The organism is Streptosporangium sandarakinum, from assembly GCF_013409935.1.
GTDB classification, from domain to species: domain Bacteria; phylum Actinomycetota; class Actinomycetes; order Streptosporangiales; family Streptosporangiaceae; genus Streptosporangium; species Streptosporangium nondiastaticum.
Map to the genome: position 1 here is coordinate 110,795 of NZ_JACCCO010000003.1, position 26,738 is coordinate 137,532.

Below are 26,738 nucleotides of genomic sequence, written 5' to 3' on the forward strand. Positions count from 1 at the left end.
CCGGTGATGCGGAAAACAGTCCGCCGGAACTGGTAGCAATGAGCCGTGAGCGAAGAGCAGATGCTGCGCGAAGAGGCCGAGGAACGGCTGCGGGCGCTGGCCGGTGAGCACGCCCGGCTGCGCGAGGACCAGTGGTCGGCCATAAAGGCGCTGGTGATGGACCGCGGCCGGGCGCTCGTGGTGCAGCGCACCGGCTGGGGCAAGTCGGCGGTCTACTTCGTCGCCACCGCCCTGCTGCGCGAGCTGGGCGAGGGGCCGACCGTCATCGTCTCGCCGCTGCTGGCCCTGATGCGCAACCAGATCGCCGCCGCCGAGCGCGCCGGGATCCACGCCGTCACCGTCAACTCCGCCAACCCCGAGGAGTGGGAGCAGGTCTACGGCCAGGTCGCCGAGGGCATGGTCGACGTGCTGCTGGTCAGCCCCGAGCGGCTCAACAACCCCGAGTTCCGCGACCAGGTCCTGCCCGAGCTGGCCGAGAGCGCGGGCCTGGTCGTGGTGGACGAGGCGCACTGCATCTCCGACTGGGGCCACGACTTCCGCCCCGACTACCGCAGGCTGCGCACGCTGTTCGAGGGGCTGCCGGAGGGCGTGCCGGTCCTGGCCACCACCGCCACCGCCAACGCACGCGTCACCCGCGACGTCGCCGAGCAGCTCGGCGAGGACACCCTCGTCCTGCGCGGCCCGCTGGAGCGCGAGAGCCTCCACCTGAGCGTCGTACGGCTGCGCGGCGCCGAGGAGCGCCTGGCCTGGCTCGCGCAGACGCTGCACGAGCTGCCGGGCTCGGGCATCGTCTACACCCTCACCGTGGCCGCGGCCCAGGAGATCGCCGCCTACCTCCGCGGGCAGGGCCACGAGGTGATCGCCTACTCCGGGCAGACCGAGCAGGCCGAGCGGCTGGCCGCCGAGCAGGCCCTGCTGGACAACAAGGTCAAGGCGCTGGTCGCCACCTCCGCGCTCGGCATGGGATACGACAAGCCCGACCTCGGCTTCGTCGTCCACGTCGGAGCGCCCCAGTCGCCCGTCGCCTACTACCAGCAGGTCGGCCGGGCCGGCCGCGGGGTCGAGCGGGCCGAGGTGATCCTGCTGCCCGGCCCCGAGGACCGCGAGATCTGGGCCTACTTCGCCTCCCTGGCGTTCCCCCCGGAGCCGGTCGTGCGGGCCGTGCTGGCGGCCCTGGAGGAGGGCGGCGTGCTGTCCACGGCCGCGCTGGAGAACCGCGTCGACCTCAGCCGCAGCCGCCTGGAGACCATGCTCAAGGTCCTCGACGTGGACGGTGCGGTGCGCCGGGTCAGGGGCGGCTGGGAGGCCACCGGCGAGCCGTGGCACTACGACGCCGACCGCTACGCCCGGGTGGCCGCGGCCCGCGAGGCCGAGCAGAAGGCCATGCTCGAATACCTCGGCACCACCGAGTGCCGCGAGGTGTTCCTGCGCCGCTGCCTGGACGACGACACCGCCGTGCCCTGCGGCCGTTGTGACAACTGCACCGGCGCGCACCGCTCGCCCGAGGTGGCCGCGGAGGAGGTGGAGCGGGCGGCGGCGACCCTGCACCGGCCCGGCGTGGAGATCGAGCCGCGCAGGCAGTGGCCGACCGGGCTGGCCGACCTCAAGGGCCGGATCAAGCCGGAGCTGGGCGCCGGGACCGGCCGGGCGCTGGGCCGGCTGACCGACATCGGCTGGGGCAACCGCCTGCGCGGCATGCTGGCCGAGAACGCCCCCGACGGCCCGGTGCCCGACGACGTCTTCGCCGCGGTGGTGAAGGTGCTGTCGTCGTGGGAGTGGGCCGAGCGGCCGACGGCGGTGGTCGCGATGCCCTCGGCGAGCAGGCCGCTGCTCGTCCGCAGCCTGGCCGAGCGGCTGGCCCAGGTCGGCAGGCTGTCCTTCCTGGGCGAGCTGGGCTACCGCTCCGGCCCGCCGGGACGCCAGTTCAACAGCGCCCAGCGGGTCCAGGCGGTCCGCGCCACCCTGGCCATGCCCTCGGCGCTCGGCGCGGCCGTGGCCCAGGCGGGCGGCCCGGTCCTGCTGGTCGACGACCGCGTCGACACGGGCTGGAGCATGACCCTCGGCGCCGCGATGATCCGCCACGCCGGGGCCCCGGCCGTGCTGCCGCTGGCCCTCGCCGTGACGAGCTGACCCCGTCCGCGGCCGGCCCACGGGTACGGCGGAGCCGGCCGCGGCAGGCTCCGCCGTACCCGGCCACCGGGCCACCGGGCCGGCCGTACGAGCCGGTCGCGGGGCGGGACGTGCGGGAGAGGTCAGAGGCGGGGGCGGGCGCCGAGGTGTGAGATCGCCTTGGCGGCCAGCCGGCAGCCGGCGGCGAGTGCCTCCGCCGGGGGCTTCTTGTCCAGCCAGGAGGGCAGGAACCCGGCGACGAAGGCGTCGCCGGCGCCGGTGCCGTCCACCACGCGGTCCACCGCCTCGGCCGGGCACCTCACCGGCTCACCGCGGCCGTTGGCGTACCACAGGGCGCCCTCGTCGGCGAGCTTGACGACGACCTGGGGGAACCACGCGGTGAGCACCTTGGCCGCCGCGGCGGGGTCGTCGCGGCCGGTCAGCACCTTGGCCTGGTCGGCGTTGGCGAACAGCAGCTTGGCGTCCTCGGTCCACTCCAGGAACGGCTCGGCGCCCGTCCGCTCCAGGGGCGCGGAGGAGGAGCAGTCGACCGAGACGGTCATCCCGGCGCGGCCGGCCAGCTTCAGGGCGGCGAGCCCCGCCTCGCGGGAGCCCTCGTTGATCAGGGTGTAGCCCGACAGGTGCAGGTGGCCGCCCTGGACGAACAGGTCGCGCGGCAGGTCCTCGGGCGACAGGGCGGCGTTGGCCCCGGGGTCGGACAGCATGGTGCGCTCACCCTTGTGGGTGATGAGCACCACGCACGTGCCGGTCGGCCGCTCGGGGTCCATGACCAGGCGGGCGTCGACGCCGTAGCCCATCAACTCCATGTCGCGGTTGCGGCCGGTGATGTCGGCCCCCCGGCGCCCGATGAAGGCGACCTCGGCGCCCTCGACGGCGAGCCAGGAGGAGATGTTGGCGCCCGAGCCGCCGCCGTGCATGGTGACGATCGCCGGTGTGTCGCTGGCGCGGGCCAGCGGGTAGCGAGCCCGCGCGACGGCGTCGGTCATGAGATCGCCCACCACGACCACCCGCGTCATGATGTCACCACCTTGCTGCCTTCGATACTGAAGTGCCTCTAGCCGCGAAAAACTTAACAGCTTCCGGACCGCGTATGGGGTCGGGAGCGAAGAGCGGAGCGTAGTCGATGCACAAGCGTTGTGGGAATCCGCCCGGCAGGTCCGGCTTGTGTGATTCACGTTTACTCTCGGGACTGTGGAGGCTGCTCAGTACCCCGCCCACTGGGAGGCGGACGTCGTCCTGTCGGACGGCGGGACCGCCCATGTCCGCCCGATCCATCCGGCCGACGCCGACCTGCTGCGCGCGTTCTACTCGCGGCTGTCGGAGGAGTCGATCTACTTCCGCTTCTTCGGCCCCAGACCCCGCCTCTCGGACCGGGAGATCACCTGGTTCACCAACGTCGACTACACCGACCGGGTGGCACTGATCGCCACGATCGGCACGGAGATGGTGGCGGTCATCCGCTACGACCGGATCGACCCGGCCGAGGCCGAGGTGGCCTTCCTCGTCGAGGACGCCCACCAGGGCCGCGGAGTCGCCTCGGTGCTGCTGGAGCACCTGGCCGCGACGGCCCGGGAGCGGGGGATCTCCCGGTTCGTCGCCGACGTGCTGCCGGCCAACCAGAAGATGATGACCGTCCTCAAACAGGCCGGCTACACCGCGCAGAGCCGCTTCGCCGACGGCGTGGTCCGGATGACCCTCGACCTCACCCCCACCGAGACCTCCCAGGAGGTGACCGCCGCCCGCGAGCACCGGGCCGAGGCGCGCTCGATCAAGCGGCTGCTGTCCCCGGGATCGGTGGCCGTCGTCGGCGCCGGCCGCGAACCCGGCGGGGTCGGGCAGACCGTGCTGCGCAACCTGCTCGCCGCCGACTTCACCGGGCCGGTGTACCCGGTGCACCGTGAGGCCCGGGCGGTCGCCGGGGTGCGGGCCTACCCCAGCGTGACGGCCATCGACGGCGAGGTGGACCTCGCCGTGCTGGCCGTACCCGCCGAAGGGGTGATCGAGGTGGTCAAGGAGTGCGCGGAGAAGGGCGTGCGCGGGCTGATCGTGGTCTCCTCCGGGTTCGGCGAGACCGGCCCCGAGGGTCGGGCCAGGCAGGACGAGCTGGTCCGCATCGCCCGCGCGTACGGCCTGCGCGTCGTCGGCCCCAACTGCCTCGGCGTCGCCAACACCGACCCGGCGGTCCGGCTGAACGCCACGCTCGCCGCGACCGTCCCCGGCCGGGGGCGGGTCGGCTTCTTCAGCCAGTCCGGCGCGCTGGGCACCGCCCTGCTGCAGCGGGTGGCCCAGCGTGGCATGGGCATCTCCTCCTTCGTGTCGGCGGGCAACCGGGCCGACGTCTCGGGCAACGACCTGCTGCAGTACTGGGAGGAGGACCCGGCCACCGACGTGATCCTGCTCTACCTGGAGTCGCTGGGGAACCCCCGCAAGTTCGCCCGCCTCACCCGGCGGATCTCCCGGCGCAAGCCGATCGTGGTGGTCAAGAGCGGCGGCGCCACCCAGAACGTGCCGACCGGCCACGCCGCGCCGGTGCTCGGTCTGCCCGACACCGCGCTCAGCTCGCTGTTCGAGCAGGCGGGGGTGATCCGGGTGGACGACCTGGTCCAGCAGTTCGACGTGGCGCAGTTGCTGGCCCACCAGCCGCTGCCGGCCGGGCCCCGGGTGGGCCTGGTCAGCAACTCCGACGCGATGGCGCTGCTCGCGGCGGACGCCTGCGTGCGGGCCGGGCTGGAGCCCCGGCCGCCGGTCAACCTCGGCGCGGCCGCGGGGGCGGCCGAGTTCGGCGGGGCCCTCGCGTCGGTGCTGCCGGACGTGGACGCGGTCGTCGTGATCTACATGCCGCCGATCCCCGGCCCGGCCGCCGAGGTCGCCGCCGAGCTGCTCCGGGTCTCGCGCGACCAGGGCAAGCCGGTGCTGGCCACGTTCGAGGGCCGGACCGGCATGCCGCCGGAGCTGCGGACGGACCCGGTGCCCGGGTGGGGGTCCATCCCGTCGTACCCGGCGCCGGAGGAGGCGGTCCGCGCGCTGTCCCACGCCGTGCGGTACGCCCGCTGGCGGGAGCGGCCCGCCGGGGTCCCGGAGGAGCCGGACGGCGTGGACACCGCCGCCGCGCGGCGGCTGGTGCGGGCCGGGCTGCGGGAGGGGGCCGCCGAGACCGACGCCGCCGGGCTGCTCGCCTGCTACGGGGTACGGGTGTGGCCGGCCGAGCGGGTGGACTCCGCGGAGCACGCCGTGGCGGCGGCGGAGCGGCTGGGCTGGCCGGTGGCGCTCAAGGCCGCCGACCCCGAGGCGGCCAAGCGCGCCGGGACCGTACGGCTCGGCCTGACCGGCCCCGACGGGGTGCGCGAGGCGTTCGAGGGGCTGTCCCGGCAGCTCGGCCTGGACGCCGCCCTCGCGGTGCAGCGGATGGTCCCGCAGCCCGCGGTGCCGACGGTGATCGGAGTCGTCGAGGACGCCGCGTTCGGCGCGGTCGTGTCGTTCGGGCTGGGCGAGGTCACCGCCCGGCTGCTGCGCGACGAGGCGTACGGGCTCGCCCCGCTCAGCAGGGAGGACGCCGCGGCCCTGGTGCGGGTGCCGCGCACGGCGCCCCTGCTGCTGGGCGGGTACGGCTACCCGCCGGTCGCGGTGGAGGCCCTCACGGACCTGCTGGTCCGGGTCGGGCGGCTGGCCGACGACCTGCCCGAGGTGGTCAGGCTCGACCTCGACCCGGTGCTGGTGGGGGAGTCGGAGGCGATCGTCCTGGGGGCGCGCGCCGTGCTGCGCGAGCCGCCCGGTCCACGGATCGACGGCGGCCCGCGCCGCCTGGGCGGGTTCCCGGCGTGAGGTGAAAGCGCTGCCCCGGACAGGGCAGGATGGACCCATGAGGGATACCCGACTCTCGGCATCCGGACTGCGCGACGCCATCGACCGCAGCGGCTACTACCCCGACCTGGTCACCGACGCGGTCGAATCCGCCCTGGGCAAGGAGCCGGTGACGGCGTACGTGGTGCACCACGAGGCCACCTTCGACCCGGCGATGGAGGTGCGCAGGCACGTCACCGTCCTGGTGCTCTCACCCACCCGGCTGCTCGTCTGCCACACCGACGAGCACCCCGCGGTGGAGGGGGTCTCGGCGTCGCACGCCTCCACGACCACCGAGGCGGTGCGTCTCAGCCGGATCCAATCGGTCTCCGTCACCCGGGTGGTCCCCGACCCCGCCTCCTACGTGCCGGGCGTGCCGCCCACGGAGGTGACGCTCACCATCGGCTGGGGGGCCATCTCCCACGTCGATCTGGAGCCCGCCACCTGCGGCGACGAGAACTGCGAGGCCGACCACGGCTACACCGGTGCCGTCACGGCCGACGACCTGTCGCTGCGCGTGAGCGAGGCGGCCGACGGCCCCGAGGCGGTCACCCACGTGCTGACCTTCGCCAAGGCGCTGTCGGAGGCCACCGCCCGCGCCGCCTCCTAGCCGTCTCCACGGCCCGGACACGGCGCGCGTGCCCACCGCCCGCGCCGCCTCGTGGCCGTCCGCCCCGGATCCCGAACTCCTTGCGAAGGTGAGCACCTGATGAGCCCGCTGATCACTCCGGCCGAGCTGGCGGCCCTGGACGACCCGGCCGTCCTGGACGTGCGATGGAGGCTCGGGGGCCCGCCCGGGCGCGACGCCTACCGCGAGGGCCACATTCCCGGCGCGGTCTTCTGCGATCTCAACGCCGACCTCGCGGCGCCGCCCGGACCGGAGGGCCGCCACCCGCTGCCGGCGGCCGGGGCGTTCCAGGAGGCGATGCGCCGACTGGGCGTGTCCGGCTCCCGCCCGGTCGTCGTCTACGACGAGGCCGACGCCACCGCCGCCGCGCGGGCGTGGTGGACGCTGCGCTACTTCGGCCACCCCGACGTCCGCGTCCTCGACGGCGGCCTGCGCGCCTGGGTCGCCGAGGGGCGGCCCGTCGCGGCGGGGGAGGAGTCCGCGCGGCCCGGTGACTTCGTCGCGCGGCCGGGCGGGATGCCCGTCCTCGACGCGGGCCAGGCGCTGGAGCTGGCCACCGAAGGGGTACTGCTGGACGCCCGCGCCGCCGAGCGCTACCGGGGCGAGGTCGAGCCGATCGACCCCGTCGCCGGGCACATCCCCGGCGCGGTGAGCGCCCCCACCTTCGAGAACGTCGATCCCGCCGGGCGCTTCCACCAGCCGGAGTTCCTGCGCGAGCGGTTCAACACCCTGGGCGCCGTGCCGGGCGTCGCGGTCGGCGCCTACTGCGGCTCAGGCGTGACGGCGGCGCACCAGGTGCTCGCGCTGGACGTGGCGGGCCTCCCCGCCGCCCTCTACGTCGGCTCCTGGTCCAACTGGGTGGCCGACCCCTCCCGGCCGATCGCCACCGGCTGACCCGGTCCCGGCCGGGCGGCTCCCGCCGGCCGGCCGGGATGGACGGTTCTGGTCCGGCCGGTTCCCGGTGATCGTCCGGGACGGCCGGTTCAGGTCCGGCCGGAGCCGGTTCCGATCCGATGAGGCGGCCGGGGCCCTACGGCCGGGCGGCCGGGACCGGCCGGTCGCCGTACCCGAAGCAGGCGAACCCCGCCACCCCGGTCTTCGCGCTCGCCGCGGCCAGCGCCCGGGCCGGCGGATGCCCGGCGGCCAGCAGCTCGTGGAAGACCTCCATCAGCGCCAGCGCCGGCTCGTCGCGCACCGGCACCAGGCTGGCCACCACGCACCGCGACCCCACCGACAGGAAGGCCCCGGCCAGCCCCAGCGGCGCCCCGTCGGCGGGCACCCGCGCCATGCCCGCGTCGCACGCCGACAGCACCGCCAGCGTGGGCGGCCGGCGCAGCCGCAGCAGGTCGTAGGCCATCAGCGGCCCGTCGTCGAGATGGATGCTGGACAACAGCGGGCTGCCCGGGGAGAACACCCCGTGCGCGGCCAGGTGCGCCACCTCGGCGCCCTCCAGCGCCGCCAGCACCTCGGCCCGCCGCGCCGCCACCCGCTCCGTGCCGGGACGGCGGGCGGCGACCATGGCCGCCTCGGCGCCGGCGCAGCGCAGCGCGGGACCGGCGACCGCCACGGTCCTTCCGCCCGGTCCGTCGGGCGCCCGGTGCCCGGCCAGCCAGGCCGCCGCGGCGGACGCCACGGTGACGGGACGACCGGCGTTCAGCGGCAGCACCGGCCAGGGCAGGGTGTGCAGCGAACCGGTCGGCACGACGACCAGCGGCCGGTCGCCGAGCGGCCGGCGCAGCGCGCCGAACAGCAGCCGCTCCAGCAGCGCCGCGTCGCCGTCCAGTCCCGGGACCCGGCCGTCGCGCAGGTGTGCCCGGCGCAGGCCGTACCGGAGCCGTACGGTGGCCTCGGCGACGGCGGTGAAGGGGCCGAGCCGGCGCAGCGCGACGCGCTCGGGGGTGACGGCGACGGCCACCAGCCCGTCGCCGTCGCGGACGAACTCCACCAGCGCCGCCTCCCCCAGAGCGGCCCGCAGCTCCTCGACATCGGGCGCCGCGGGCCGCCCGGCGCCCCCGGCGACCGCCCGCCACCGTTCGGCCCAGGCGAGGACCGCGCGGCCCCGCCCCGTCTCCAGCGCGAGCGCCAGCCCGAAGCGGGCCAGCGGCTCACCGGCGCCGACGGCGTACGCCCGGATCGCGGGATCGCCGAGGGCCGACGCGGCGGAGCCCGCCTCGACCAGCCCGGCGCGGACGGCCGCGAACGCGCCGCGCCGGTCGCCGGACAGCGCCCGGTGCAGCGCGGCGGCCCGGTGGCGCAGCAGCCCCGGGGCGCGGCGGGCGAGGACGGCGAGCTGCTCGCGGGCGCCCGCCCGGTCGCCCAGCCACAGGACGGTCTCGGCCGCGGTGAACCGCAGCTCACGGGACAGGTCGGGGCGGCCCGCGCCGTCGAGGTCGGCCGCGCACGAGAGCAGCTCGGCGGCCAGCTCCCGGGACGGTGGGCCGGACGCCAGGCGAGCCCGCAGCAGCACCTCGGCGGCGAGCGGCACCAGCGCCGTCCTGCCCTGCGCGGCCAGGGCGGCCGCGGCCGGCTCGGCGTGCTCGGCGGCGCGGCGCGGGTCGCCGGTGCGCAGCTCCACCCGGGCGAGCAGCAGCCGGGCGTCGGCCAGCGCCACCTCCGCCCCCGCCGCCGAGAGCTCCGGCACCGCCAGGTCGAGCAGCGCCCGCGCCTCACCCGGCAGGTGGGCGTCGACCAGCGCCTCCGCCAGATCGCAGCGCATCGTCGCAAGCCGCTCCGGAAAGCCGAACAGGTTGTTCTCGGCGCGCCGGTAGGCGGCGAACGCGGCGGGCAGGTCGCCGCGCCGGGCGGCCAGGAACGGCAGGTTGCCCTCGGCGAGGGCGAGCACGTGGTCCAGGCCCGCGCCCCGCGCCAGCTCCGCGCAGCGGCGCAGGTCGGCCTCGGCCTCCCCGAAGCACCCCAGGAACACCCTGCTCAGCCCCCGGTTCAGCAGGGCCCCGGCGAGATAGTGGGCGTCGCCGTCCAGGGCGCCCACGGCCCGGTCGCACTGGGCGAGGGCCTCGGCGTAGCGGCCCAGGCGGGTCAGCGCCCCGGCCCGGTGCACGGCGAGCCTGGCCGTCTCGGCGGGCGGCAGGCACGGCTCGGCCGCCGTCGCGACGGCCAGCGCCCGCCGGGGGTGGCCCAGCTCGGTGAGGACGTGCACCAGCGACAGCCGAGCCTGCGCCGCCCGGTACGGCAGGCCCGCCCGCAGCGCCACACGCACCGCGCGCCGCAGGTGCTCCTCGGCCAGTGGCAGGTCGCCCAGCTCCCGCGCGGCCACCGCCAGCGCCCGGTGGGCGACCGCCGCGGCCTCCGCGGAGCTCCAAGGGTTCGCGGAGCTCCAAGGGTTCGCGGAGCTCCAGGGGTCCGCGGAGCTCCAGGGGTTCGCGGAGCTCTCGGGGTCCGCGGAGCTCCAGGGGTCCGCGGAGCGGAGCACGTCGCGGGCCAGCTCCCGTGCGGCGGCCGGGTCGCTGCCGGACAGCTCCAGTGCCCGCTCGGCGGCGGCGAGCGCTTCGTCGGTGGTCACCTACGGGCGGATCCTGGTCCAGCTGGTGACGACGGGGACCTGCCCCGGCCGGTGGCACACCACGCTGAACCAGCCCGGGGGCAGGCCCGTCACGGCGAACTGACCGGTCGCCGACAGCTCCCGCGCCTCGGTGAGGTGCGGGGTGCGGACCTCGACCCGCGTCCCCTCCTCCGGGCAGGGGGAGACCTGCCCGGCCAGATCGACCAGGCCGTCCATCGAGGTGACCTCCAGGTCGACGGTGAGCCCGGCCGTGGTGAAGCGGAGCAGCCGCTCCTCCCCGCCGTCGCGGACGCCCCGCGGTGCCGGCGCCGCCACGGGCAGGGCCGTGGCGGCGCCGGGCAGCCGCAGGCCGAAGGCAGCGCGCGCGGTCGCCGGGACGTGACCTGGCACGGGATCCCGGCCGGCCGCCAGGCGGAGCGCGGCGATCAGGGACTCGTCGTCGATCGCGGCGGGACGTCGGGTCAAGATGCGGCCTCCTGGGCGGTGAGCATGGTGCGTAGTCGGTTCAGGCACCGGCCCCGGGTGGGGCCGTAGCTGCCGCTGGGCATGCCCAGGCGTCCGGCGAGCTGGTGGACGCCCGCGTCGGGCGCCGTCGCCATCAGCCGGAACAGCGAGCGGCACGGCTCCTGCATCGCCTCGACGGCCAGCCAGAGACGGCGGCCCTCGTCGGCGCTGAGCACGAGCAGGGCCGGGTCGGGGGCGTCCTCGGCCGGCGACGAACCGGGGCGGAACCCGCCGGCGTCGGCCGGATCGGCGACCGGCCGCTCGCCGCGGCTCCGCCTGCCGAGCAGGGACGCCTCCCGCCGGACCGTGGTGAACAGCCATGAACCGAGCCGGCCGGGGTCGCGGATGGTGTGCAGGCTCTCCAGCAGTCGCAGCCAGGTGCCCTGCACCGCGTCCGCGGCGTCCGCCGCGCTCAGCCCGTAGGCGCGGGCCACCGACCACAGGGGGCCGGAGAACCGGTTCACCAGCGTGTCCCATGCCGCCTGGTCGCCCGCCAGCGCGGCGTCGATCGTGTGCTGGTCGCTCACCGGCGCCTCCGAAGCCGTCCCGGACACTCTGTGTGTCTCAATGGTGACTTTGGGTGAGACTTTACCTTGGTCCGGCCACGACGACGCCGAGATCTGAGATTTTGCGGTTCCGTTCCGGATCGAGAACGTACGCGGCGGCCTCGGCGGGCGTCCGCTCCCGGGCCGCGGCGGCGATCGCGCCGCTGACCACGGCGGCGGCGAAGGAGGTGCCGCTCCAGCGCGCGTAGCCGTGGAACGCCCCGTGCTCCAGGAAGGAGCTGGTCAGCCACTCGCCGGGGGCGCAGGCGTCGACCCAGGGGCCGTGGGCCGAGAACGGCGCCCGGTCCCGCCCGGCCGCGTCCAGCGCGCCGACGGCGATCACCCCGGGCAGCGCGGCCGGCCAGAACGGCCGGTCGGAGGCGGTGTTGCCCGCGCAGGCCACCGCGACGGTGCCCGGCAGGCCGGCCAGGGCGGCCTCCAGCAGGGGGGAGGGCCGGTCGTCGTAGGTGTGCCCGCCCATGGAGAGGTTGAGCACCTGGGGCGGCTCGTCCCGCAGCCGCGCCAGCGCCCGCAGCAGCCCGGCCTCGTCCCCGACGCCTCGGCCGTCCAGCACCCGCAGCGGGCGCATCCGCGCCTCCGGGGCCGACCGCAGGATCAGCCCGGTGACGAACGTGCCGTGCCCGGCCTGGGCGTCCAGCCGCCCGTCGCCGTCGGCGTCGGGCACCTCGGCGGCATCGTGCCGCCGTTCGAGGAACCACGGGAGGTCCCGCCACCAGGGGTGCGCGGCCAGGCCGGTGTCGGCGACCGCGACGGTCACCGGCCCGCCCGGCCCGCCCGGCCCGCCGGGTCCGCCCGGTCCGCCGCCCGGGACATCGCCGGGCACCCCGCCGTTCCCGCCGTCTCCGGCGTCCCCCGGGCCGTCCGGCCCGTCCCCCGGCACGGCGCCGGGCGGCGGAGGAGGCGGCGCGGGGAAGGGGCGGGAGGCCGGGCCGCCGAAGAAGAGGGGCTGGCCCACCAGGATGTGGTTGGGCGAGGCCGCGTGCCCGCGGTCGCGAACCGTGGCGGCCAGATCGCAGACGTCGACGCCGGGCAGGAGCCGTATCCGGAAGACCCCGTCGGCCTCGGCCGCCGCGGCGGTCCACCGGGCGACGGCGGCCATGCCCGCGGCGTCCGTGAGCAACTGGTCGCGCCTGATCAGGGCCGGTGCTCCCGGGACGGGCTCCACCCGTTCGATGTCGGCGTCCATGTTGCTCTCCGGAGGGTCGGGCGGCGGGTCGCGGGATCGTCCTCCTTCGAGGATGCCCCAGCCGGAGGACGGTCGCACGGCATCTCGGTATGACCCCCCTCTGGTGCGACGTCACAACCGACGGTAGTCTCTCCTACAGTCACTTGTGATCATCCTGGGCGAGGCCGTTGGGGAAGGCGCACCTCGTACGAAACGGGAGGTCCGGTGTCTGCTCGTGGCGTGCTTTACGTCCACTCGGCTCAGCCTGCGCTGTGCCCGCATATCGAATGGGCGGTCGCGGGTGTCCTTGGCGTGCCCGTTGACCTGAACTGGACCCCGCAGCCGGCCGCGCCCGGCCACGTGCGCGCGCAGGCCGAATGGGTCGGCCGCCCGGGGACGGCGGCGGCCATCACCTCGTCCCTGATGGGCTGGCAGCGCATCAGGTTCGAGATCACCGAGGACCCCTCAACGGGTGCCGACGGGTCCCGGCACGCCTACACGCCGTCCCTCGGCGCCTTCACGGCGGTGATCGGCGCCTCGGGTGACATCCTGGTGCCCGAGGACCGCCTGCGCTCGGTCATGCTCATGGCGCGGCAGGGCCGGGTGGTGCTGGAGGAGGAGCTCGACAAGCTGCTCGGCAAGCAGTGGGACGCCGAGCTGGAGTCGTTCCGGTACGCCGGCGAGGGCGCGCCGGTCCGCTGGCTGCACGCCGCCGTCTGACGGCGCGCGGATCCCGCCGCCCCGCGCGGCCACTCGGCGGCGCGCGGCACAGCCTTCTGACGGCGCGCGCCCCTTCATACAGCCGTCCGGCGGCGCCGACCTCCCCGCACGGCCGCCCGGCGGCGCGCCGACCCCTCCCCGTGCAAGCAGGACGCCCCCGCCGGCATCGGCCGGCGGGGGCGTCGCGTGTCACGCGGGTCTTCCGGAACCCGCGGGCCGCGGGTTCCGGAAGGGGGTCAGAGCGGGATGTTGCCGTGGGCGCCGCGCGCCGGGGTGGCCTGGGCGAGGACCTTGGCGATGGCGCCGCGGGTCTCCTCCGGCTTGATCACCTCGTCCACCACGCCGATCTCGACCGCCCGGTCCAGGCCGCCCGCCACGACCTCGTGCTCCTCGGCGAGCCGGGCCTCCAGAGCCGCCCGCTCCGGCTCGGGGGCGGCCGCGAGCTCCCTCCGCTTGAGGATGCGCACCGCGGCCACCGAGCCCATCACCGCGATCTGCGTGGTGGGCCAGCCGAACACCTTGGTCGCGCCCAGGGCGCGGGAGTTCATCGCGATGTAGGCGCCGCCGTACGCCTTGCGGGTGACCAGCGTGACGCGCGGCACCGACGCCTCGGCGAAGGCGTGCAGCAGCTTGGCGCCGCGGCGCACCACGCCGTCGTGTTCCTGGCCGACGCCCGGGAGGTAGCCGGGGACGTCCACCACCACGACCAGCGGCACTCCGAAGGCGTCGCACATGCGGACGAACCGCGCCGCCTTCTCGGCGGAGGTCGAGTCCAGGCAGCCGCCCAGCCGCATCGGGTTGTTGGCGATGACCCCGACGGTCCGGCCGTCGAGGCGGCCCAGCGTGGTGACGATGTTCGGCGCCCACTTGGGCTGCAGTTCCACGCCCGGCTCGTCGAGCAGTCCCTTGACCAGCGGCTTGATGTCGTAGGCGCGGCGGGGGTTCTCGGGGAGCAGGTCGGAGAAGTCGACCTCCTCCGCCTCGCCGCGGAAGCGGCCCTGGTGGCCGAGCAGCACGGCCAGGCGCCGGGCCTGGACGTACGCCTCGGTCTCGGTCTTGGTCACCACGTGCACCACGCCGCTGCGCTTGCTGTGCGGCTCCGGTCCGCCGAGGGCGGCCATGTCGATCTGCTCGCCGGTGACGCTGCGCACCACGTCGGGGCCGGTGACGAAGATGCGCCCCTCGTCGGAGAGGATCACGATGTCGGTCAGCGCCGGGCCGTAGGCGGCGCCGCCGGCCGCGGGGCCCACCACGACCGACAACTGCGGCACCACGCCGGAGGCCCTGGTCATCGCGGCGAAGACGCGGCCGACCGCGTGCAGCGACTCCACGCCCTCGGCCAGTCGCGCGCCGCCGGAGTGCCACACCCCGATGATCGGGACCCGCTCGCGGACCGCCACGTCGTAGGCGTGCACGATGTGTTCGCATCCCGCCGAGCCCATCGCGCCGCCCTGGACCCGGGCGTCGCTGACGAAGACCACGACCGGCACGCCCTCGACGCGGCCCATGGCCGCCAGGGCGCCGCTGCGGTCGACCGGGGTGATCAGCCGGATCGAGCCCTCGTCGAGCAGCGCCGCCATCCGCACCTGGGGGTCGCGGGGATCGGCCGCCTCCCCGTCGGGGGAGCCGCTCACCACCCTGTTGTCGAGCACGGTCATCTCGGGGCTCCTGTCAGACGCTGGTGAAGGCCACGGCGACGTCGTGGCCGCCGAACCCGAACGAGTTGTTGATCGCGGCGATCCGTCCGCCGGGGAGCTCGCGCGGGTCGCGGCGCACGATGTCCACCTCGACGCCGTCGTCGAGGTCGTCCACGTTGATCGTGGCGGGGACGACCCGCTCCTGCAGGGCGAGGACGGTGAAGACCGACTCGATGCCCCCGGCGCCGCCGAGGAGGTGGCCGGTCATCGACTTGGTGGAGGTGACCAGCGGGTGGCCGCCGACGACCTCCTTGATCGCGATGGTCTCCACCACGTCCCCGGCGGGGGTGGAGGTGGCGTGCGCGTTCACGTGCCTGATGTCCTCGGGGGCCAGGCGCGCGTCCTGCAGGGCGCGGCGCATGGCGAGCATCACCCCCGCGCCGGTCGGCTCGGGCTGGGCGATGTGGTGGGCGTCGGCGGAGTAGCCGACACCTGCGGCCACCGCGTAGACGTGGGCGCCGCGGGCCCGGGCGTGCTCCTCGGACTCCAGGACGACGATGCCCGAGCCCTCGCCGAGTACGAACCCGTCGCGGTTCTTGTCCCACGGCCGGGACGCCCGCTCGGGCTCGTCGTTGCGCAGCGACATCGCGCGCATGGCGGAGAAGGAGCCGATGTTCAGCGGGTGGATGGCCGCCTCGGTGCCGCCGGCCACGACCACGTCGGCGCGGCCGGAGCGGATCATCTCGATGGCGTAGCCGATCGACTCGGCGCCGGTGGCGCAGGCGCTGACCGTGGCGTGCACGCCGGCCCGGGCGCCGACCTCGATGCCGATCCACCCGGCGGCGCCGTTCGGCATCAGCATCGGCACGGTGTACGGCGAGAGCCGCTGCCAGCCCCGCTCCTTGAAGGTGTCGTAGGCGGCGAGGATGGTGGTGATGCCACCGATGCCGCTGCCCACGACCACGCCGAGCCGCTCGGGGTCGACCTTCTCGATCCCGGAGTCCTTCCAGGCCTCGCGGGCCGCGACCAGCGCGAACTGCTCGGCCCGGTCCAGCCGCCGTGCCTCCGGCCGGGGCAGCACCTCGGTCGGGTCCACGGCGGCGACGGCGGCGAACTTCACCGGGACGGAGTCGACCCAGTCCGTGGTGAGGTCGCGGACCCCGCTCCGACCGGCGAGGAGCGCCGACCAGGTCGAGGCGACGTCTCCGCCGAGGGGCGTCGTCGCGCCGAGCCCGGTGACGACGACACGTACCTGGTCTGTACTCACGTTCTTGCTCCTTGCGAATCGCTGGTCAGGGCCGGGGGGCGTCGGGACGTCTCAGCTCTGGATGAAGTTGATGACGTCCTTGACGGTCTTGAGGTGCTTGAGCTGGTCGTCGGGGATCTCGACGCCGAACTCGTCCTGGGCGGCGACGGCGATCTCGACCATGGACAGCGAGTCGATGTCGAGGTCGTCCACGAAGTTCTTCTCCGGGGTGACCTCGGAGGCCGGGACACCGGTGATCTCGTTGACGATCTTGCCGATGCCGGCGAGGATCTCCTGCTCGGTCATCTGAGCCATGTCGCGTGTTCTCCTTGGGAATCGGGTGTTGTTGCGGTTTTCCGTACGGCGGGGCCGTACAGGCTTTTCAGGGGACCTCGACGACCTGGCCGGCGTAGGTCAGCCCGGCGCCGAAGCCCAGCAGCAGGACGAGCCCGCCCGACTGGACCTCGCCGCGTTCGACCATCCGGGACAGGGCCAGCGGGATCGACGCGGCCGAGGTGTTGCCCGCCAGGACGATGTCCTTGGCGATGACGGCCTTGTCGGCGCCGAGCCGGCGGGCGATGGCCTCGATGATCCGCAGGTTCGCCTGGTGGGGCACGAAGGCCGCGAGGTCGGCCGGGTCCACCCCGGCGCGCTCGCAGATCTCCTTGGCCACCGGGTGGAGCGCGGTGGTCGCCCAGCGGAAGACGGTCTGTCCCTCCTGCCGGAGGAACGAGTCGCGGTCCTTGATCATGATGGCGTCGGCCTTGTCGCCGGCGCTGCCCCACACCACCGGGCCGATGCGCGGGGTGTCGGACGGGCCGACGACCGCGGCGCCCGCGCCGTCGGCGAAGATCACCGCGGTGCTGCGGTCGGTCCAGTCGATCCACTGGGAGAGCTTCTCGGTGCCGACGACCAGCACGTTGACGGCCGAGCCGGCGCGGACGGCGTCGTTGGCCAGGGCGAGGGCGTAGCAGAAGCCCGAGCAGGCGGTGTTGACGTCGAACGCGCCGGGGGCCTCGATGCCGAGGCGGGTGGCGACCCGGGCGGCGGCGTTGGGGATCTGCGCCTCCAGCGTGCAGGTGGCGACGATCACCAGGTCGATGTCGCCGGCCGACAGGCCGCTGGCGGCCAGGGCCTTGCCGCCGGCCTGCACGGCCAGGTCGATCTCCGACTCGCCGGCCGTGGCGATCCGCCGTTCCTTGATGCCGACCCGGCTCTGGATCCACTCGTCGTTGGTGTCCATGGTCGCCGACAGGTCGGCGTTGGTGACCACCTTGGACGGCTGGTAGTGGCCGAAGGCCAGGATCTTCGCGCCCGGAGCGCCCTGGATCGTCTTCATCTAGAGAACCTCTCGAGCGGCGTTCAGGTCGTCGGGGGTCTTCAGCGCGACGGTGGTGACCCCGCGCATCCCGCGCCGGGCCAGGCCGGTGAGGGTGCCGCCGGGGGCCAGCTCGATCATCGTGGTGACGCCGAGGCCGGTCATGGTGGCCATGCAGGCGTCCCAGCGGACCGGGCCGGCGACCTGGGCGACGAGGCGGCCGAGGAACTCGGCGCCGCCCGTGACGGCCGTGCCGTCGGCGTTGGACAGCAGGGTGACCCGCGGGTCGGCGGGAGTGAGGCCGGCCGCGGCCTGGCGCAGGTGCTCCGAGGCCGGGGCCATGTGGACGGTGTGGAAGGCTCCGGCGACCTTCAGCGGGATCAGCCGCGCCCGCGCGGGCGGGTCGGCGGCGAACGCCTCCAGCTGCTCCAGGGTGCCGCCGGCGACGATCTGGCCGGAGCCGTTCATGTTGGCCGGGGTCAGGCCGTGCCGCTCGATGGCGGCCAGGACCTCGTCCTCGTCGCCGCCGACGACGGCGGTCATGCCGGTGGCGGTGACGGCGGCGGCCTTGGCCATGGCCTGCCCGCGCTCGCGGACCAGCGTCAGGGCCTGCTCGGGGGTGAGCACCCCGGCCAGGGCGGCGGCGGCCAGCTCGCCGACGCTGTGCCCGGCCACGACGTCGGGGGTCACGCCGAGGGCTTCGGCGGCGGCCAGGGAGGCGGCCACCAGCAGCGGCTGGGCGACCGCGGTGTCGCGGATCTCCTCGGCGTCGGCGGTGGTGCCGTAGGCGATCAGGTCGAGGCCGACCAGTTCGGACCAGGCGGACAGCCGGTCCGCCAGGCCCGGGACTTCAAGCCATGGAGTCAGGAAACCTGGGGTCTGGGCGCCTTGGCCCGGAGCGACGATGGCGAGCACGAAATCCAGCCTGCCCTGTAGGGGTTCGATATCCGGGTAAGGATCCGGACGAAGTTCGTCCGTAAAATTTTGTAGGAACCCTACAGTGGGAGTTTCTTGGACGTTAAGTAAAGACGGCTATGTCACGGATGTTTCGGACAGTCGCCCGAGGATGAGCCCGACCTGCAGGGTGAAGGCCGACCGCCCCTCCGTGGGCTGGTACCCGGTCAGCTCGGTGATCTTACGCAGCCGGTAGCGGACCGTGTTGGGGTGGACGAACAGCAGCCGGGCCGTCGCCTCCAGGGACGTGCCCTGCTCCAGGTAGGTGGCGAGCGTGTCGAGCAGCGGCGTGCCCGTCAACGGCCGGTAGACGTTCTCGATGAGCTGGGCGCGGGCGTCGGCGTCGCCGTCGATGGCGCGCTCGGCCAGCAGGTCCTCGGCGTGGACCGGCCGGGGGGCGTCCGGCCAGGCGGGCGCGGCGCGCAGGCCGGCCATCGCCGCCCGCGCCGAGCTCGCGGCCGCGTGCAGGTCGCCGACCTCCGGGCCGATCACGATCGGGCCCGGGCCGAAGCGCGGCACCACGTGCCGGGCCGCCGCCCCGACGCTGTCGGCCCCGCCGACGATCACGATCAGCCGGTCGCCCTGCACCCCCGCCAGCAGGTCCAGCGCGGACCTGCGCCCGCGCTCGCGCAGCCCGTCGACCACCGCCTGCGGGTCGTCGTCGGGCGCCTGCCCGGCCAGCACGACGACGGGGGAGGAGGTCCAGCCGAGCGCGGCGGCCCACGAGTGCAGGCCGTCGTCCACCTCGCCGCGGACCAGCGCGTCCACGATCAGCGCCTCCAGCCGCGCGTCCCAGGAGCCGCGTGCCTCCGCCTCCCGGGCGTAGACCTGGGCGGCGGCGAAGGCGACGTCGCGGGTGTACCGGAGCATCGCCTGCTGCAGCTGCTCCCGCCCGCCCGGCGCGGCCAGCTCCGCGGTCTGCGCCTCGACCACCTCGACCACGGTCCGGACGATGTCCACGGTCTGCTGCAACGAGATCGACCGCTTCAGCTCCCTGGGGGCGGTGCCGAAGAACTCGATGCTCGGGGTGGGCCGGTCCTCGCCGGCGTGCTGGAACCACTCCACGAACGCCGCGATGCCGGCCTGGGCGACCAGCCCGACCCACGAGCGGTCCTCGGCCGACAGCGCGCGGAACCACATGAGCCGGTCGTCCATCCGGGCCATGGCGGCCGTGCCCAGCGCGCCCATGGCCCGCTCCAGCCTGCGGGTGGTGTCCTGCCGTATCCGGTCCTGGTCCGGGCCTCCGTGGTCCGGGTCCAGGTCTTCCCCGTCGATCCTGACGGTGGTCCCACCGGCCCGGCCGTCGCCGCCGGCCTCCTCGATCCGCTCCCTCACGTCACTAAGAGTGCCAGGTCGGACGAGATGCGCCAGCCGCCGTACCCTGTGACGCGCCCGCAGGCCCGTCTCCCGGCGCCGCGGGAACGGGGCCGGAGCGGGCCGTACCGGGCCCCTGCGCTCAGATGACGGCGACGGCGGTGATCAGGCCGATCACCAGGTGGGTGATCGCCAGGAGCCGGGCGCCGGGCTGTGGGTCGCTCTCCCTGACCAGGTCGCGTACGGAGATCCCGACGACCTTGTCGAAGACGACCATCGCCACGGTCTGCACGGCGATGCCGACCAGGCCGAACACCAGCGTCGTCAGCAGGCCCTCGTGCAGGGCGCCGCCGGAGGACCAGATGGAGGCCGCGACGATGAGCCCGACGGCGGTCAGGCCCGACCCGGTGAGGAGGGTCGCGTTGGGATTGCAGTCCACCCTGATCAGCCGGCTGAGCTTGCCGGGGATGGCCAGGTCGATCACGAAGAAGCCGATGATCATCAGGATCAGGCCGAGGACGGCGTAGGCGACGACCGCGAGGGCGCCGCGGCCGAGGGTCTCGCCGAGCGAGAGCGTCTGGGCGTCGGCCGCGGCCTGGAGCGCGACCGGCAGGGGGCTGGGGCTCATGGGTTTTCTCCGGAAGTCGGGAGGATGCTTGTCGGGATCGGACGGGGAGTGCGGATCAGGGCTCGGGTCACAGCTCGATCCGGTGCGGGACGAACGACGAGGTGTCGTCGGTGATCAGCCCCGAGGTCTCGCGGATGCCGGCCCCGGCCGCCTCGTCATGGACGACCCAGGCGCCGAGCACTGGACGCCAGCCGTCGAAGTCGGGCAGCGCCCGGAACTCCTGGTGGACGTGGCCCTCGGCGCCGTAGCCGCCGCCGGTCTCGACGCCGCCGCCGGGCGTGACGACCCGCATGCCCGCCCCCTCCCGGCCGAGGAGCGGCTTGACGATGTAGGACGTCATGTCACGTGGTCCGTCGAGGTAGGCGGGCAGCAGGTTCGGGTGCCCCGGGTACAGCTCCCACAGCAGCGCCAGCAGCGCCTTGTTGGACAGCAGCATCTTCCACAGCGGCTCGATCCAGGTCATCGACACCTGCTGGGCGACCGCCCGCGCCCCGAACGCGTCGGCGACCGCCCACTCCCACGGGTACAGCTTGCACAGGGAGCGGATCACCCGCCGTTCCATGTCCACGAACCGCAGGTTGAGGCCGTCCCAGCCGATGTCCTCCATGGCCACCGCGATCGTGTTCAGGCCCGCCTGGGCGGCGGTCTCCTGGAGGTAGGCGAGGGTCATCGCCTCCTCGCCGGTCTCGTCCATCTTCGTCCAGGCGAAGTGCGCGGGCCCCGTGGGCAGCACCTCCGTGAGCCCCCGCCACCGCTCGATCAACCGCTCGTGGATGGAGTTCCACTGGTCGCCGTCCGGGTGGCGGTCCTGCAGCCAGAACCACTGCACGACCGAGCTCTCCAGGAGGCTGGTCGGGGTGTCGGCGTTGTACTCCAGCAGCTTGGCGGGACCGGCGCCGTCGTAGCGCAGGTCGAACCGGCCGAACAGGTGGGGGTCGGCCCGTTCCCAGGACCGGGCGATCTCCGGCCGCACCCACTCGGGGATCGCGAAGTCGGCGTAGCGGTCGTGGCGGACGACGTGGTCCACCACGGCCAGGCACATCCGGTGCAGCTCCTCGACCTGCTCCTCCAGGGCGAGGACCTCGTCCATCGAGAAGACGTACTGCACGGACTCGTCCCAGTAGGGGCGGCCGAGGCCGCCGGGGTGGGCCGAACGGTGGAAGGCCAGGCCCTGACCCTCGACGATCTCCTCCCAGCCGTCCCGGGGGACGGAGGTCTCACGTCTCATCCGTCCGCGCTCAGCTTCCGCTCCCGCCGCGGAAGCCGAAGCCGCCGCGCTGGATCACGGTGCCCTGGCGGCTGACGATCCTGACGTCGGCCGGGCGCACGGTGGTGCCGCGCATGACGCGGGCCCCGGACCGTACGCCCCCGTAGTACCAGCGGTAGGCGCCGTACGAGCCGTGGTAGTGGGAGCCGTCGTCGTCGCAGTAGTCCTCGTCGACGACGGTGTAGGAGCCGTCGGGCTGCTGGCTGTCGAGGTCGACGCACTCGGCGTTGACCTCGTCGTAGTCGTCCTCCTGGGCGCTGCAGTAGCCGATGAGCAGGAGCGTGACTACGGCGACGCCGCCGAGCACGATGCCCTTGGACGCCTTCGAGCCCCTCAAGCCCTTCCCGGAGGAGGAGGGGGTGGGCGAGTGGTCGGGGTCCATGCCCATGGGGTGTTTCGGTCCTGCTGCCATCGAGCTCCAATGAGATGCGTCGGGACAGATTATCGGCGCCCTTTTGACCATTCAACCGCCGTAACTGGATCGATGCGCGTTTCGGCGGCCATGGGCCGGCCGGCGCGTGGAGGATGTCGGCGCCGGCGCGTAACGTCACAGGTGTGAACCGCACCGATCGGCTTTACGTCCTGGTCGAAGAGCTCCGCGCCGCCGCGCCCGGGTTCCTGCGGGTCCGCGAGCTGGCGGACCGGCTCGGGGTGGGGAAACGCACCGTCGAGCGCGACCTCGCCGCGCTCCGGGAGTCCGGGGTCCCCGTGCGCGCCGAACCCGGCGGACGGGGCGGCCACGCCCTCGACATGTCCGCCGCCCCGTCCCCGGTCGCCTTCACCGCGGAGGAGGCGGCCGCGGTCGCCGTGGCGCTCGTCCGGGCCGCGGACACCCCGCTGGCCGGCCCCGCCCGCGACGCCCTGCGCCGGCTCGCCGCGGCGACGCCGTCTCCCGGAGAGGTCAGGCACGAGGACGCGGCCGGTGGCGGCGGGAGCGGGCGGGCGGGACGCTCCGCCGGTGACGGCGAGGCCGGGCGACCGGGCGGCGGCGGGGGGAACGGCGGGGCGGAGCGACCGGCCGGCGGCGGGGAGGGCGACGGGGCCGGGTGGCCGGTCGTCCCCGCGCGTGCCGCGGCCGAGCCCGAGCCCTACCCCCGGGTGGCGGCGGTGATCGAGGGGGCGCTGCTGCGCCGGAGGGTGCTGCGGATGGGCTATGAGGACCGCAAGGGCCGGTCCACCGTCCGCGAGGTGGAGCCGGCGGTCTTCATGGGCGGGCGCGGCGGCCAGTGGTACCTCATGGGCATGGACCGGCTCCGCCAGGACGTCCGGGTTTTCAAGCTCGACCGCATCGCCTGGGCCGAGGAGACCGCCGAGGCCGCACCCGAGCAGTCGCCGGAACGATACGCCGCCGGCCTCCCCGGCGTGCTGCGGGAGTCCGCCGAGCCGGAGTGAGCCCCCGCCCCGGGACCCGGCCGTACGGCGGTGCGGCCACCGCCGGACCCGGCCGCCGCGCGGGCCTCCCGCCGTACGGCAGGACCCGGGCGCGCCGGGCGGTCAGCCTGCTCCGGCGCCCAGCTCCCGCTGCATCAGGAGGGTGTCGATCCAGCGGCCGTGCTTGTGCCCCACCTTCGCCAGCAGGCCGACGGCGGAGAAGCCGAACCGGCGGTGCAGGGCGGCCGACGCCTCGCTCCCCGTGTCCGCGATGACCGCGATCATCTGGCGCGCGCCGGCCCGCTCGCTCCGCTCCACCAGTGCCCCCAGCAGCGCGCCGCCCAGCCCCCGGCCGGTGTGGTCCGGGGCGAGATAGATCGAGTCCTCGACGGTGTGCCGGTAGGCCGGCTTCGGCCGCCAGGGCGTGGCGTAGGCGTATCCGGCCACCTCGCCGGCCACTTCGGCCACCAGGAACGGAAGCCCCCGGTCGGCGAGGTCGCCGAGCCTGTTCAGCCAGTCGGCGACCGGCGGCGGCGTCTCCTCGAACGTGGCCACGCTGCTGACCACGTAGTGGGTGTAGATGCCGGCCACGGCCGGCAGGTCCGCCGGCTCGGCCGGGCGGACGATCGTCTCCGACGTCGGCATGAGCCGCCCCCGTTCCCATGAGGTGAGTTCTCCCTCGCCGTGCGCCATTCTGATGGATCCGGGGGCCGCGGGGGCGCGGGGGCCGGTGTCAGGACCGGCCCGGGAGGAAGTGCGGGGCACACGGGAGGGGCCTGGGGCAGGTCCGGGAGGGCGCGCGAGGCACGGGAGGGACCGGGGGATCGGGAGCGGTCCGGGAGAGACGCGGGAGGGGAACGCGGGGATCGGGAGCGGCCCGGGAGAGGGACGCGGGGATCGGGAGCGGTCGGGGAGGGTCCTGGGGAGGGTGGGTTTCGTCCGGATTCGTCGCGGTCGTCAAAGCGGCGGATCTTCACCGGCCCGTGTGCCATGCTGAACCCGGCGAGCGTGACGAGGGGCGCACACGAGGGGTCGTCGATGCCGGAGATCGAACCGCTGCGGCCCGGGGACCCGCCGCGGCTGGGGGACTTCACGCTCAGGGGCAGGCTGGGGGAGGGCGGCCAGGGCGTCGTCTACCTCGGGGAGGCCGAGGACGGCCGGCGTGCCGCCGTCAAGCTGCTGCACGTGCGCTTCACCGGGGAGAGCCACGCCCGTTCCCGTTTCGCCCGGGAACTCGCCGCGGCCCGGCGGGTGGACGCCTTCTGCACCGCCCGGGTGCTCGCCGCCGACCTCGACGGCGAGACCCCCTACATCGCCAGCGAGCTGATCGACGGCCCCTCGCTGCGCCGGATCGTCGAGCGTGACGGGCCGCTGGGCGGCGAGGCCCTCGAACGGCTCGCCACCGGCACGGCCACCGCGCTGACCGCGATCCACCACGCCGGGATCGCCCACCGCGACTTCAAGCCGGACAACGTGCTGCTCGCCCCGGACGGCCCCCGCGTCGTCGACTTCGGCATCGCGAAGATCATCGATGAGAGCGGGACGATCACCACCCGCGCCGTCGGCACACCCGCCTACATGGCGCCCGAGCAGATCGCCGAGGAACGCGTCGGCCGGCCCGCCGACGTGTTCGCCTGGGGGGCGACCATGGTCTTCGCCGCCGCGGGCCGGGCGCCCTTCGCCGCGGAGACGATCGTGGCGACGCTCAACCGCGTCGTCAACCACGACCCCGACCTCGGCGCGCTGCCGGAGGACCTGCGCCCGATCGTCGCCCACTGCCTGAACAAGGACCAGTCGCTGCGGCCGTCCATGGACGAGGTGCTCAAACGCCTGCTCGGCCACCCGGCGGACGACGGCGAGGCGTCCCGGGAGGAGCTGGCCGAGGGCGCGCAGGCCGCCACGCTGGACCTGGCCCGGACGAACCCGCCGAACCCGCCTAACCCGTCGAACCCACTGAACCCGCCCGCGGTCCGGCGGCGGCGCCGGGCCGTCGCCGGGGCGGCCGCGGTCCTCGCCGCGATAGCCGCGGCGCTGCGATCGGCGCCCTGTACGCCGACGGGACGATCGAGTCGCTGCTCGAAAAGCACTTCTCCGGCGTCGGCTTCCGCCACGAGACCGCGCGGCCCCGCATGGAGAGCTGCGGCTGAGCCGTACGGCCCCGCGTGGAGACCTGCGGCAGCCGTACGGCCCGGCCCGGCGAGCCGCGAGCCGTGCGGTCCGCGGGGGGAGCCGCCGCCCGCGTCGGACGGCTCGGCGCGGAGAGCCGTCGCCGCGCCGTACGGCTCTCCGCGTGGAGGGAGAGGCGGGAGGGTCAGGAGGCCGCGCAGGTGGTGCCCTTGGCAGGGACCTCCCCTTCGAGCAGATACTTGTCGGTCACCTTCTTGACGCACTGGTCGCCGGAGATGTAGGCCCCGTGGCCCTCGCCCTTGTAGGTGACCAGCACCCCCGTGCCGAGCTGCTCGGTCAGCTTCGGCGCCCACTCGTACGGCGTGGCCGGGTCGCCGGTGCCGCCGATCACCACGATCGGCGCGGAGCCGGCCGCGTTCACCTTACGGGCCTCGTTGCTGCCCTTGACCGGCCAGGAGGAGCAGATCAGCCCCATGCCCGCGCTGCCGAACAGCGGGGAGACCTCCAGCGCCTCCTGCTGGGTGCGCTTCAGCTGCGCGAGGTCCGGCCGCTCGGCGGTGTCCGCGCAGCTGATGGCCGGGAAGCTGCTCATGAGGGTCGTGTAGGACCCGTCGGGCAGGCGCCCGTTGTAGTTGTCGGCGAGGCTGAGCAGGAGCCGCCCGTCGTCGTTGAAGGCCATGTTCAGCCCCTGCTCCAGCAGCGGCCACGTCAGCTTCGAGTACAGCGCGGCGGCGACGCCGGTGTTGGCCAGCCCCTGGGTGAGCTCGCGGGAACCGACCTTGAGCGGCTTGTCCTCCACGTCGCCCATGAACTTCTCGACGTTCTTGTTCGCGATGGTCCGGTCGGCGCCGATGTCGCACCGGCCGGGTCCCTTGATGCAGTCCTTCAGGAAGTCGTCGTAGGCGTGCTGGAACCCGGCGGACTGCACCACGGTGCGCCTGTTCATCGAGACGCTCGGGTCCAGCGGGGCGTCCAGCACGAAGCGGCCCACGTTCTTGGGGAACTCGGTGGCGTAGACGGCGCCGAGCTGCGTGCCGTAGGAGATGCCGAAGTAGTTGAGCTTCGGCTCGCCGAGCGCCTCGCGCATCCGGTCCATGTCGCGGGCGGCGTTCACCGTGCCGACGTAGGGCAGGACCTTCCCGGAGGTCCGCTGGCAGGCGGCGGCGAAGTCCTTGATGATGCGTTCCTGCCGGTCCCAGTCCGCCTGGGTGGCGGCGATCGTGTTCATCGAGGTGTAGCGGTCCATGACGTGCTCGCCGTCGCACCTGACGCCGGAGCTGCGCTCCACCCCGCGCGGGTCGAAGCTGACCAGGTCGTAGCGGGTGTTGAGGCCGGCGAACGCCTTGGCGGCCTGGGCCATGGTGTCGACGCCGGAGGCGCCGGGGCCGCCGAAGTTGAAGACCAGGGAGCCGATCCGCCGGGCCTGGTCGGTCGCCGGGATGCGGATCATCGCGATGTCCAGCGTCTCGCCGCCCGGCTTGGCGTAGTCGAGCGGCACCCGCAGCGAGCCGCACCGCAGGGTGGCGTCGGGCTTGGCAGGGACCTGCCCATTGGGCCCCCGGACGTCGGTGCAGGGCCCCCACGCGATGCGCCCGGCCGCCCCGGTCTCGCCCGCCGTCCCGGTCGTCCCCGACGGCGCGGCGGTCCCCCCGGCCGGTGAGGACGGGTCGGCGGGGCCGAGCCCGCTGTTGCGGGCCGGATCGCTGCAGGCGGTCAACAGGCCGGACAGGACGGTCGCCGCGGTCGCCACCGCCAGGACTTTTCGCACGTGATGCTCCCTCGATTCGGACGCCGGGGGAAGCG

Annotated in this window: 23 protein-coding genes; 7 read left to right on the top strand and 16 right to left on the bottom strand. The window is 74.7% G+C overall.

Going from position 1 to position 26,738, the window contains the following annotated elements:
• The first annotated feature begins 60 nt into the window (after positions 1 to 60).
• Positions 61 to 2,130, top strand: coding sequence for a RecQ family ATP-dependent DNA helicase (locus HDA43_RS27080; RefSeq protein ID WP_179828711.1), 2,070 nt, complete (start codon positions 61 to 63; stop codon positions 2,128 to 2,130).
• A gap of 122 nt (positions 2,131 to 2,252) precedes the next feature.
• Here the strand turns inward: HDA43_RS27080 and HDA43_RS27085 are convergent, their stop codons facing one another.
• The gene (locus HDA43_RS27085; RefSeq protein WP_179826697.1) at positions 2,253 to 3,146 is read right to left on the bottom strand and encodes a carbohydrate kinase family protein; all 894 of its coding nucleotides are present in this window, start codon (positions 3,144 to 3,146) and stop codon (positions 2,253 to 2,255) included.
• A gap of 175 nt (positions 3,147 to 3,321) precedes the next feature.
• On the opposite strand from HDA43_RS27085, the gene HDA43_RS27090 reads away from it, so the two are divergent.
• From HDA43_RS27090 to HDA43_RS27100, 3 genes are all read left to right on the top strand, one after another.
• On the top strand, positions 3,322 to 5,952 hold the full coding sequence (locus HDA43_RS27090) for a bifunctional acetate--CoA ligase family protein/GNAT family N-acetyltransferase (RefSeq protein WP_179826699.1): 2,631 nt from the start codon (positions 3,322 to 3,324) through the stop codon (positions 5,950 to 5,952).
• Between the two features lie 37 nt (positions 5,953 to 5,989).
• Positions 5,990 to 6,580: a DUF5998 family protein gene (locus HDA43_RS27095; protein ID WP_179826700.1), complete on the top strand. Its 591-nt coding sequence runs from the start codon at positions 5,990 to 5,992 to the stop codon at positions 6,578 to 6,580.
• A 99-nt stretch (positions 6,581 to 6,679) separates the two neighbouring features.
• Positions 6,680 to 7,492 (top strand): sulfurtransferase, encoded by an 813-nt coding sequence (locus HDA43_RS27100; RefSeq protein ID WP_179826702.1) that lies wholly within the window; start codon positions 6,680 to 6,682, stop codon positions 7,490 to 7,492.
• Between the two features lie 136 nt (positions 7,493 to 7,628).
• Here the strand turns inward: HDA43_RS27100 and HDA43_RS27105 are convergent, their stop codons facing one another.
• From HDA43_RS27105 to HDA43_RS35420, 4 genes are all read right to left on the bottom strand, one after another.
• Entirely contained in the window at positions 7,629 to 10,118 is a 2,490-nt protein-coding gene (locus HDA43_RS27105) for a CHAT domain-containing protein (RefSeq protein ID WP_179826704.1), read from the bottom strand.
• Positions 10,119 to 10,583, bottom strand: a complete 465-nt coding sequence (locus HDA43_RS27110) for a hypothetical protein (protein ID WP_179826705.1) — start codon at positions 10,581 to 10,583, stop codon at positions 10,119 to 10,121.
• On the bottom strand, positions 10,580 to 11,149 hold the full coding sequence (locus tag HDA43_RS27115; RefSeq protein ID WP_179826706.1) for an RNA polymerase sigma factor: 570 nt from the start codon (positions 11,147 to 11,149) through the stop codon (positions 10,580 to 10,582). Before HDA43_RS27115 ends, HDA43_RS27110 begins: the two co-directional genes overlap by 4 nt.
• Positions 11,150 to 11,210: 61 nt before the next feature.
• Positions 11,211 to 12,452 (bottom strand): S8 family peptidase, encoded by a 1,242-nt coding sequence (locus HDA43_RS35420; RefSeq protein ID WP_312873562.1) that lies wholly within the window; start codon positions 12,450 to 12,452, stop codon positions 11,211 to 11,213.
• Positions 12,453 to 12,578: 126 nt separating this feature from the next.
• On the opposite strand from HDA43_RS35420, the gene HDA43_RS27125 reads away from it, so the two are divergent.
• Positions 12,579 to 13,073, top strand: a complete 495-nt coding sequence (locus HDA43_RS27125) for a DUF3145 domain-containing protein (protein WP_179826707.1) — start codon at positions 12,579 to 12,581, stop codon at positions 13,071 to 13,073.
• Positions 13,074 to 13,309: 236 nt separating this feature from the next.
• Here the strand turns inward: HDA43_RS27125 and HDA43_RS27130 are convergent, their stop codons facing one another.
• The 9 genes from HDA43_RS27130 to HDA43_RS27170 all read right to left on the bottom strand — a co-directional run bounded on the left by HDA43_RS27130 (position 13,310) and on the right by HDA43_RS27170 (position 21,849).
• Entirely contained in the window at positions 13,310 to 14,731 is a 1,422-nt protein-coding gene (locus HDA43_RS27130; protein WP_179826708.1) for a carboxyl transferase domain-containing protein, read from the bottom strand.
• A 13-nt stretch (positions 14,732 to 14,744) separates the two neighbouring features.
• Positions 14,745 to 15,977 (bottom strand): beta-ketoacyl-ACP synthase II, encoded by a 1,233-nt coding sequence (fabF, locus tag HDA43_RS27135; RefSeq protein WP_179826709.1) that lies wholly within the window; start codon positions 15,975 to 15,977, stop codon positions 14,745 to 14,747.
• 51 nt (positions 15,978 to 16,028) lie between these two features.
• Positions 16,029 to 16,271, bottom strand: a complete 243-nt coding sequence (locus HDA43_RS27140; RefSeq protein WP_179826710.1) for an acyl carrier protein — start codon at positions 16,269 to 16,271, stop codon at positions 16,029 to 16,031.
• A 67-nt stretch (positions 16,272 to 16,338) separates the two neighbouring features.
• On the bottom strand, positions 16,339 to 17,295 hold the full coding sequence (locus HDA43_RS27145) for a beta-ketoacyl-ACP synthase III (protein WP_179826711.1): 957 nt from the start codon (positions 17,293 to 17,295) through the stop codon (positions 16,339 to 16,341).
• A complete protein-coding gene (locus tag HDA43_RS27150; protein WP_179826712.1) occupies positions 17,296 to 18,189 on the bottom strand; it encodes an ACP S-malonyltransferase in 894 nt (297 codons plus the stop codon).
• A gap of 117 nt (positions 18,190 to 18,306) precedes the next feature.
• The gene (locus HDA43_RS27155; RefSeq protein ID WP_179828713.1) at positions 18,307 to 19,416 is read right to left on the bottom strand and encodes a PucR family transcriptional regulator; all 1,110 of its coding nucleotides are present in this window, start codon (positions 19,414 to 19,416) and stop codon (positions 18,307 to 18,309) included.
• 268 nt (positions 19,417 to 19,684) lie between these two features.
• Positions 19,685 to 20,170 (bottom strand): DUF350 domain-containing protein, encoded by a 486-nt coding sequence (locus HDA43_RS27160; protein ID WP_179826714.1) that lies wholly within the window; start codon positions 20,168 to 20,170, stop codon positions 19,685 to 19,687.
• Positions 20,171 to 20,237: 67 nt separating this feature from the next.
• The gene (locus HDA43_RS27165) at positions 20,238 to 21,398 is read right to left on the bottom strand and encodes a glutathionylspermidine synthase family protein (protein ID WP_179826716.1); all 1,161 of its coding nucleotides are present in this window, start codon (positions 21,396 to 21,398) and stop codon (positions 20,238 to 20,240) included.
• Between the two features lie 10 nt (positions 21,399 to 21,408).
• The gene (locus HDA43_RS27170; protein WP_246424735.1) at positions 21,409 to 21,849 is read right to left on the bottom strand and encodes a hypothetical protein; all 441 of its coding nucleotides are present in this window, start codon (positions 21,847 to 21,849) and stop codon (positions 21,409 to 21,411) included.
• 143 nt (positions 21,850 to 21,992) lie between these two features.
• On the opposite strand from HDA43_RS27170, the gene HDA43_RS35425 reads away from it, so the two are divergent.
• Positions 21,993 to 22,829, top strand: coding sequence for a helix-turn-helix transcriptional regulator (locus HDA43_RS35425; protein ID WP_312873563.1), 837 nt, complete (start codon positions 21,993 to 21,995; stop codon positions 22,827 to 22,829).
• A gap of 102 nt (positions 22,830 to 22,931) precedes the next feature.
• On the opposite strand, the gene HDA43_RS27185 is transcribed toward HDA43_RS35425, so the two are convergent.
• Entirely contained in the window at positions 22,932 to 23,453 is a 522-nt protein-coding gene (locus tag HDA43_RS27185; protein ID WP_179826718.1) for a GNAT family N-acetyltransferase, read from the bottom strand.
• A 393-nt stretch (positions 23,454 to 23,846) separates the two neighbouring features.
• On the opposite strand from HDA43_RS27185, the gene HDA43_RS27190 reads away from it, so the two are divergent.
• Positions 23,847 to 25,193 (top strand): serine/threonine-protein kinase, encoded by a 1,347-nt coding sequence (locus tag HDA43_RS27190; protein ID WP_179826720.1) that lies wholly within the window; start codon positions 23,847 to 23,849, stop codon positions 25,191 to 25,193.
• On the opposite strand, the gene HDA43_RS27195 is transcribed toward HDA43_RS27190, so the two are convergent.
• On the bottom strand, positions 25,120 to 26,703 hold the full coding sequence (locus HDA43_RS27195; protein WP_179826722.1) for an alpha/beta hydrolase: 1,584 nt from the start codon (positions 26,701 to 26,703) through the stop codon (positions 25,120 to 25,122). The two genes, HDA43_RS27190 and HDA43_RS27195, sit on opposite strands and share 74 nt — an antisense overlap.
• Between the last annotated feature and the right edge of the window lie 35 nt (positions 26,704 to 26,738).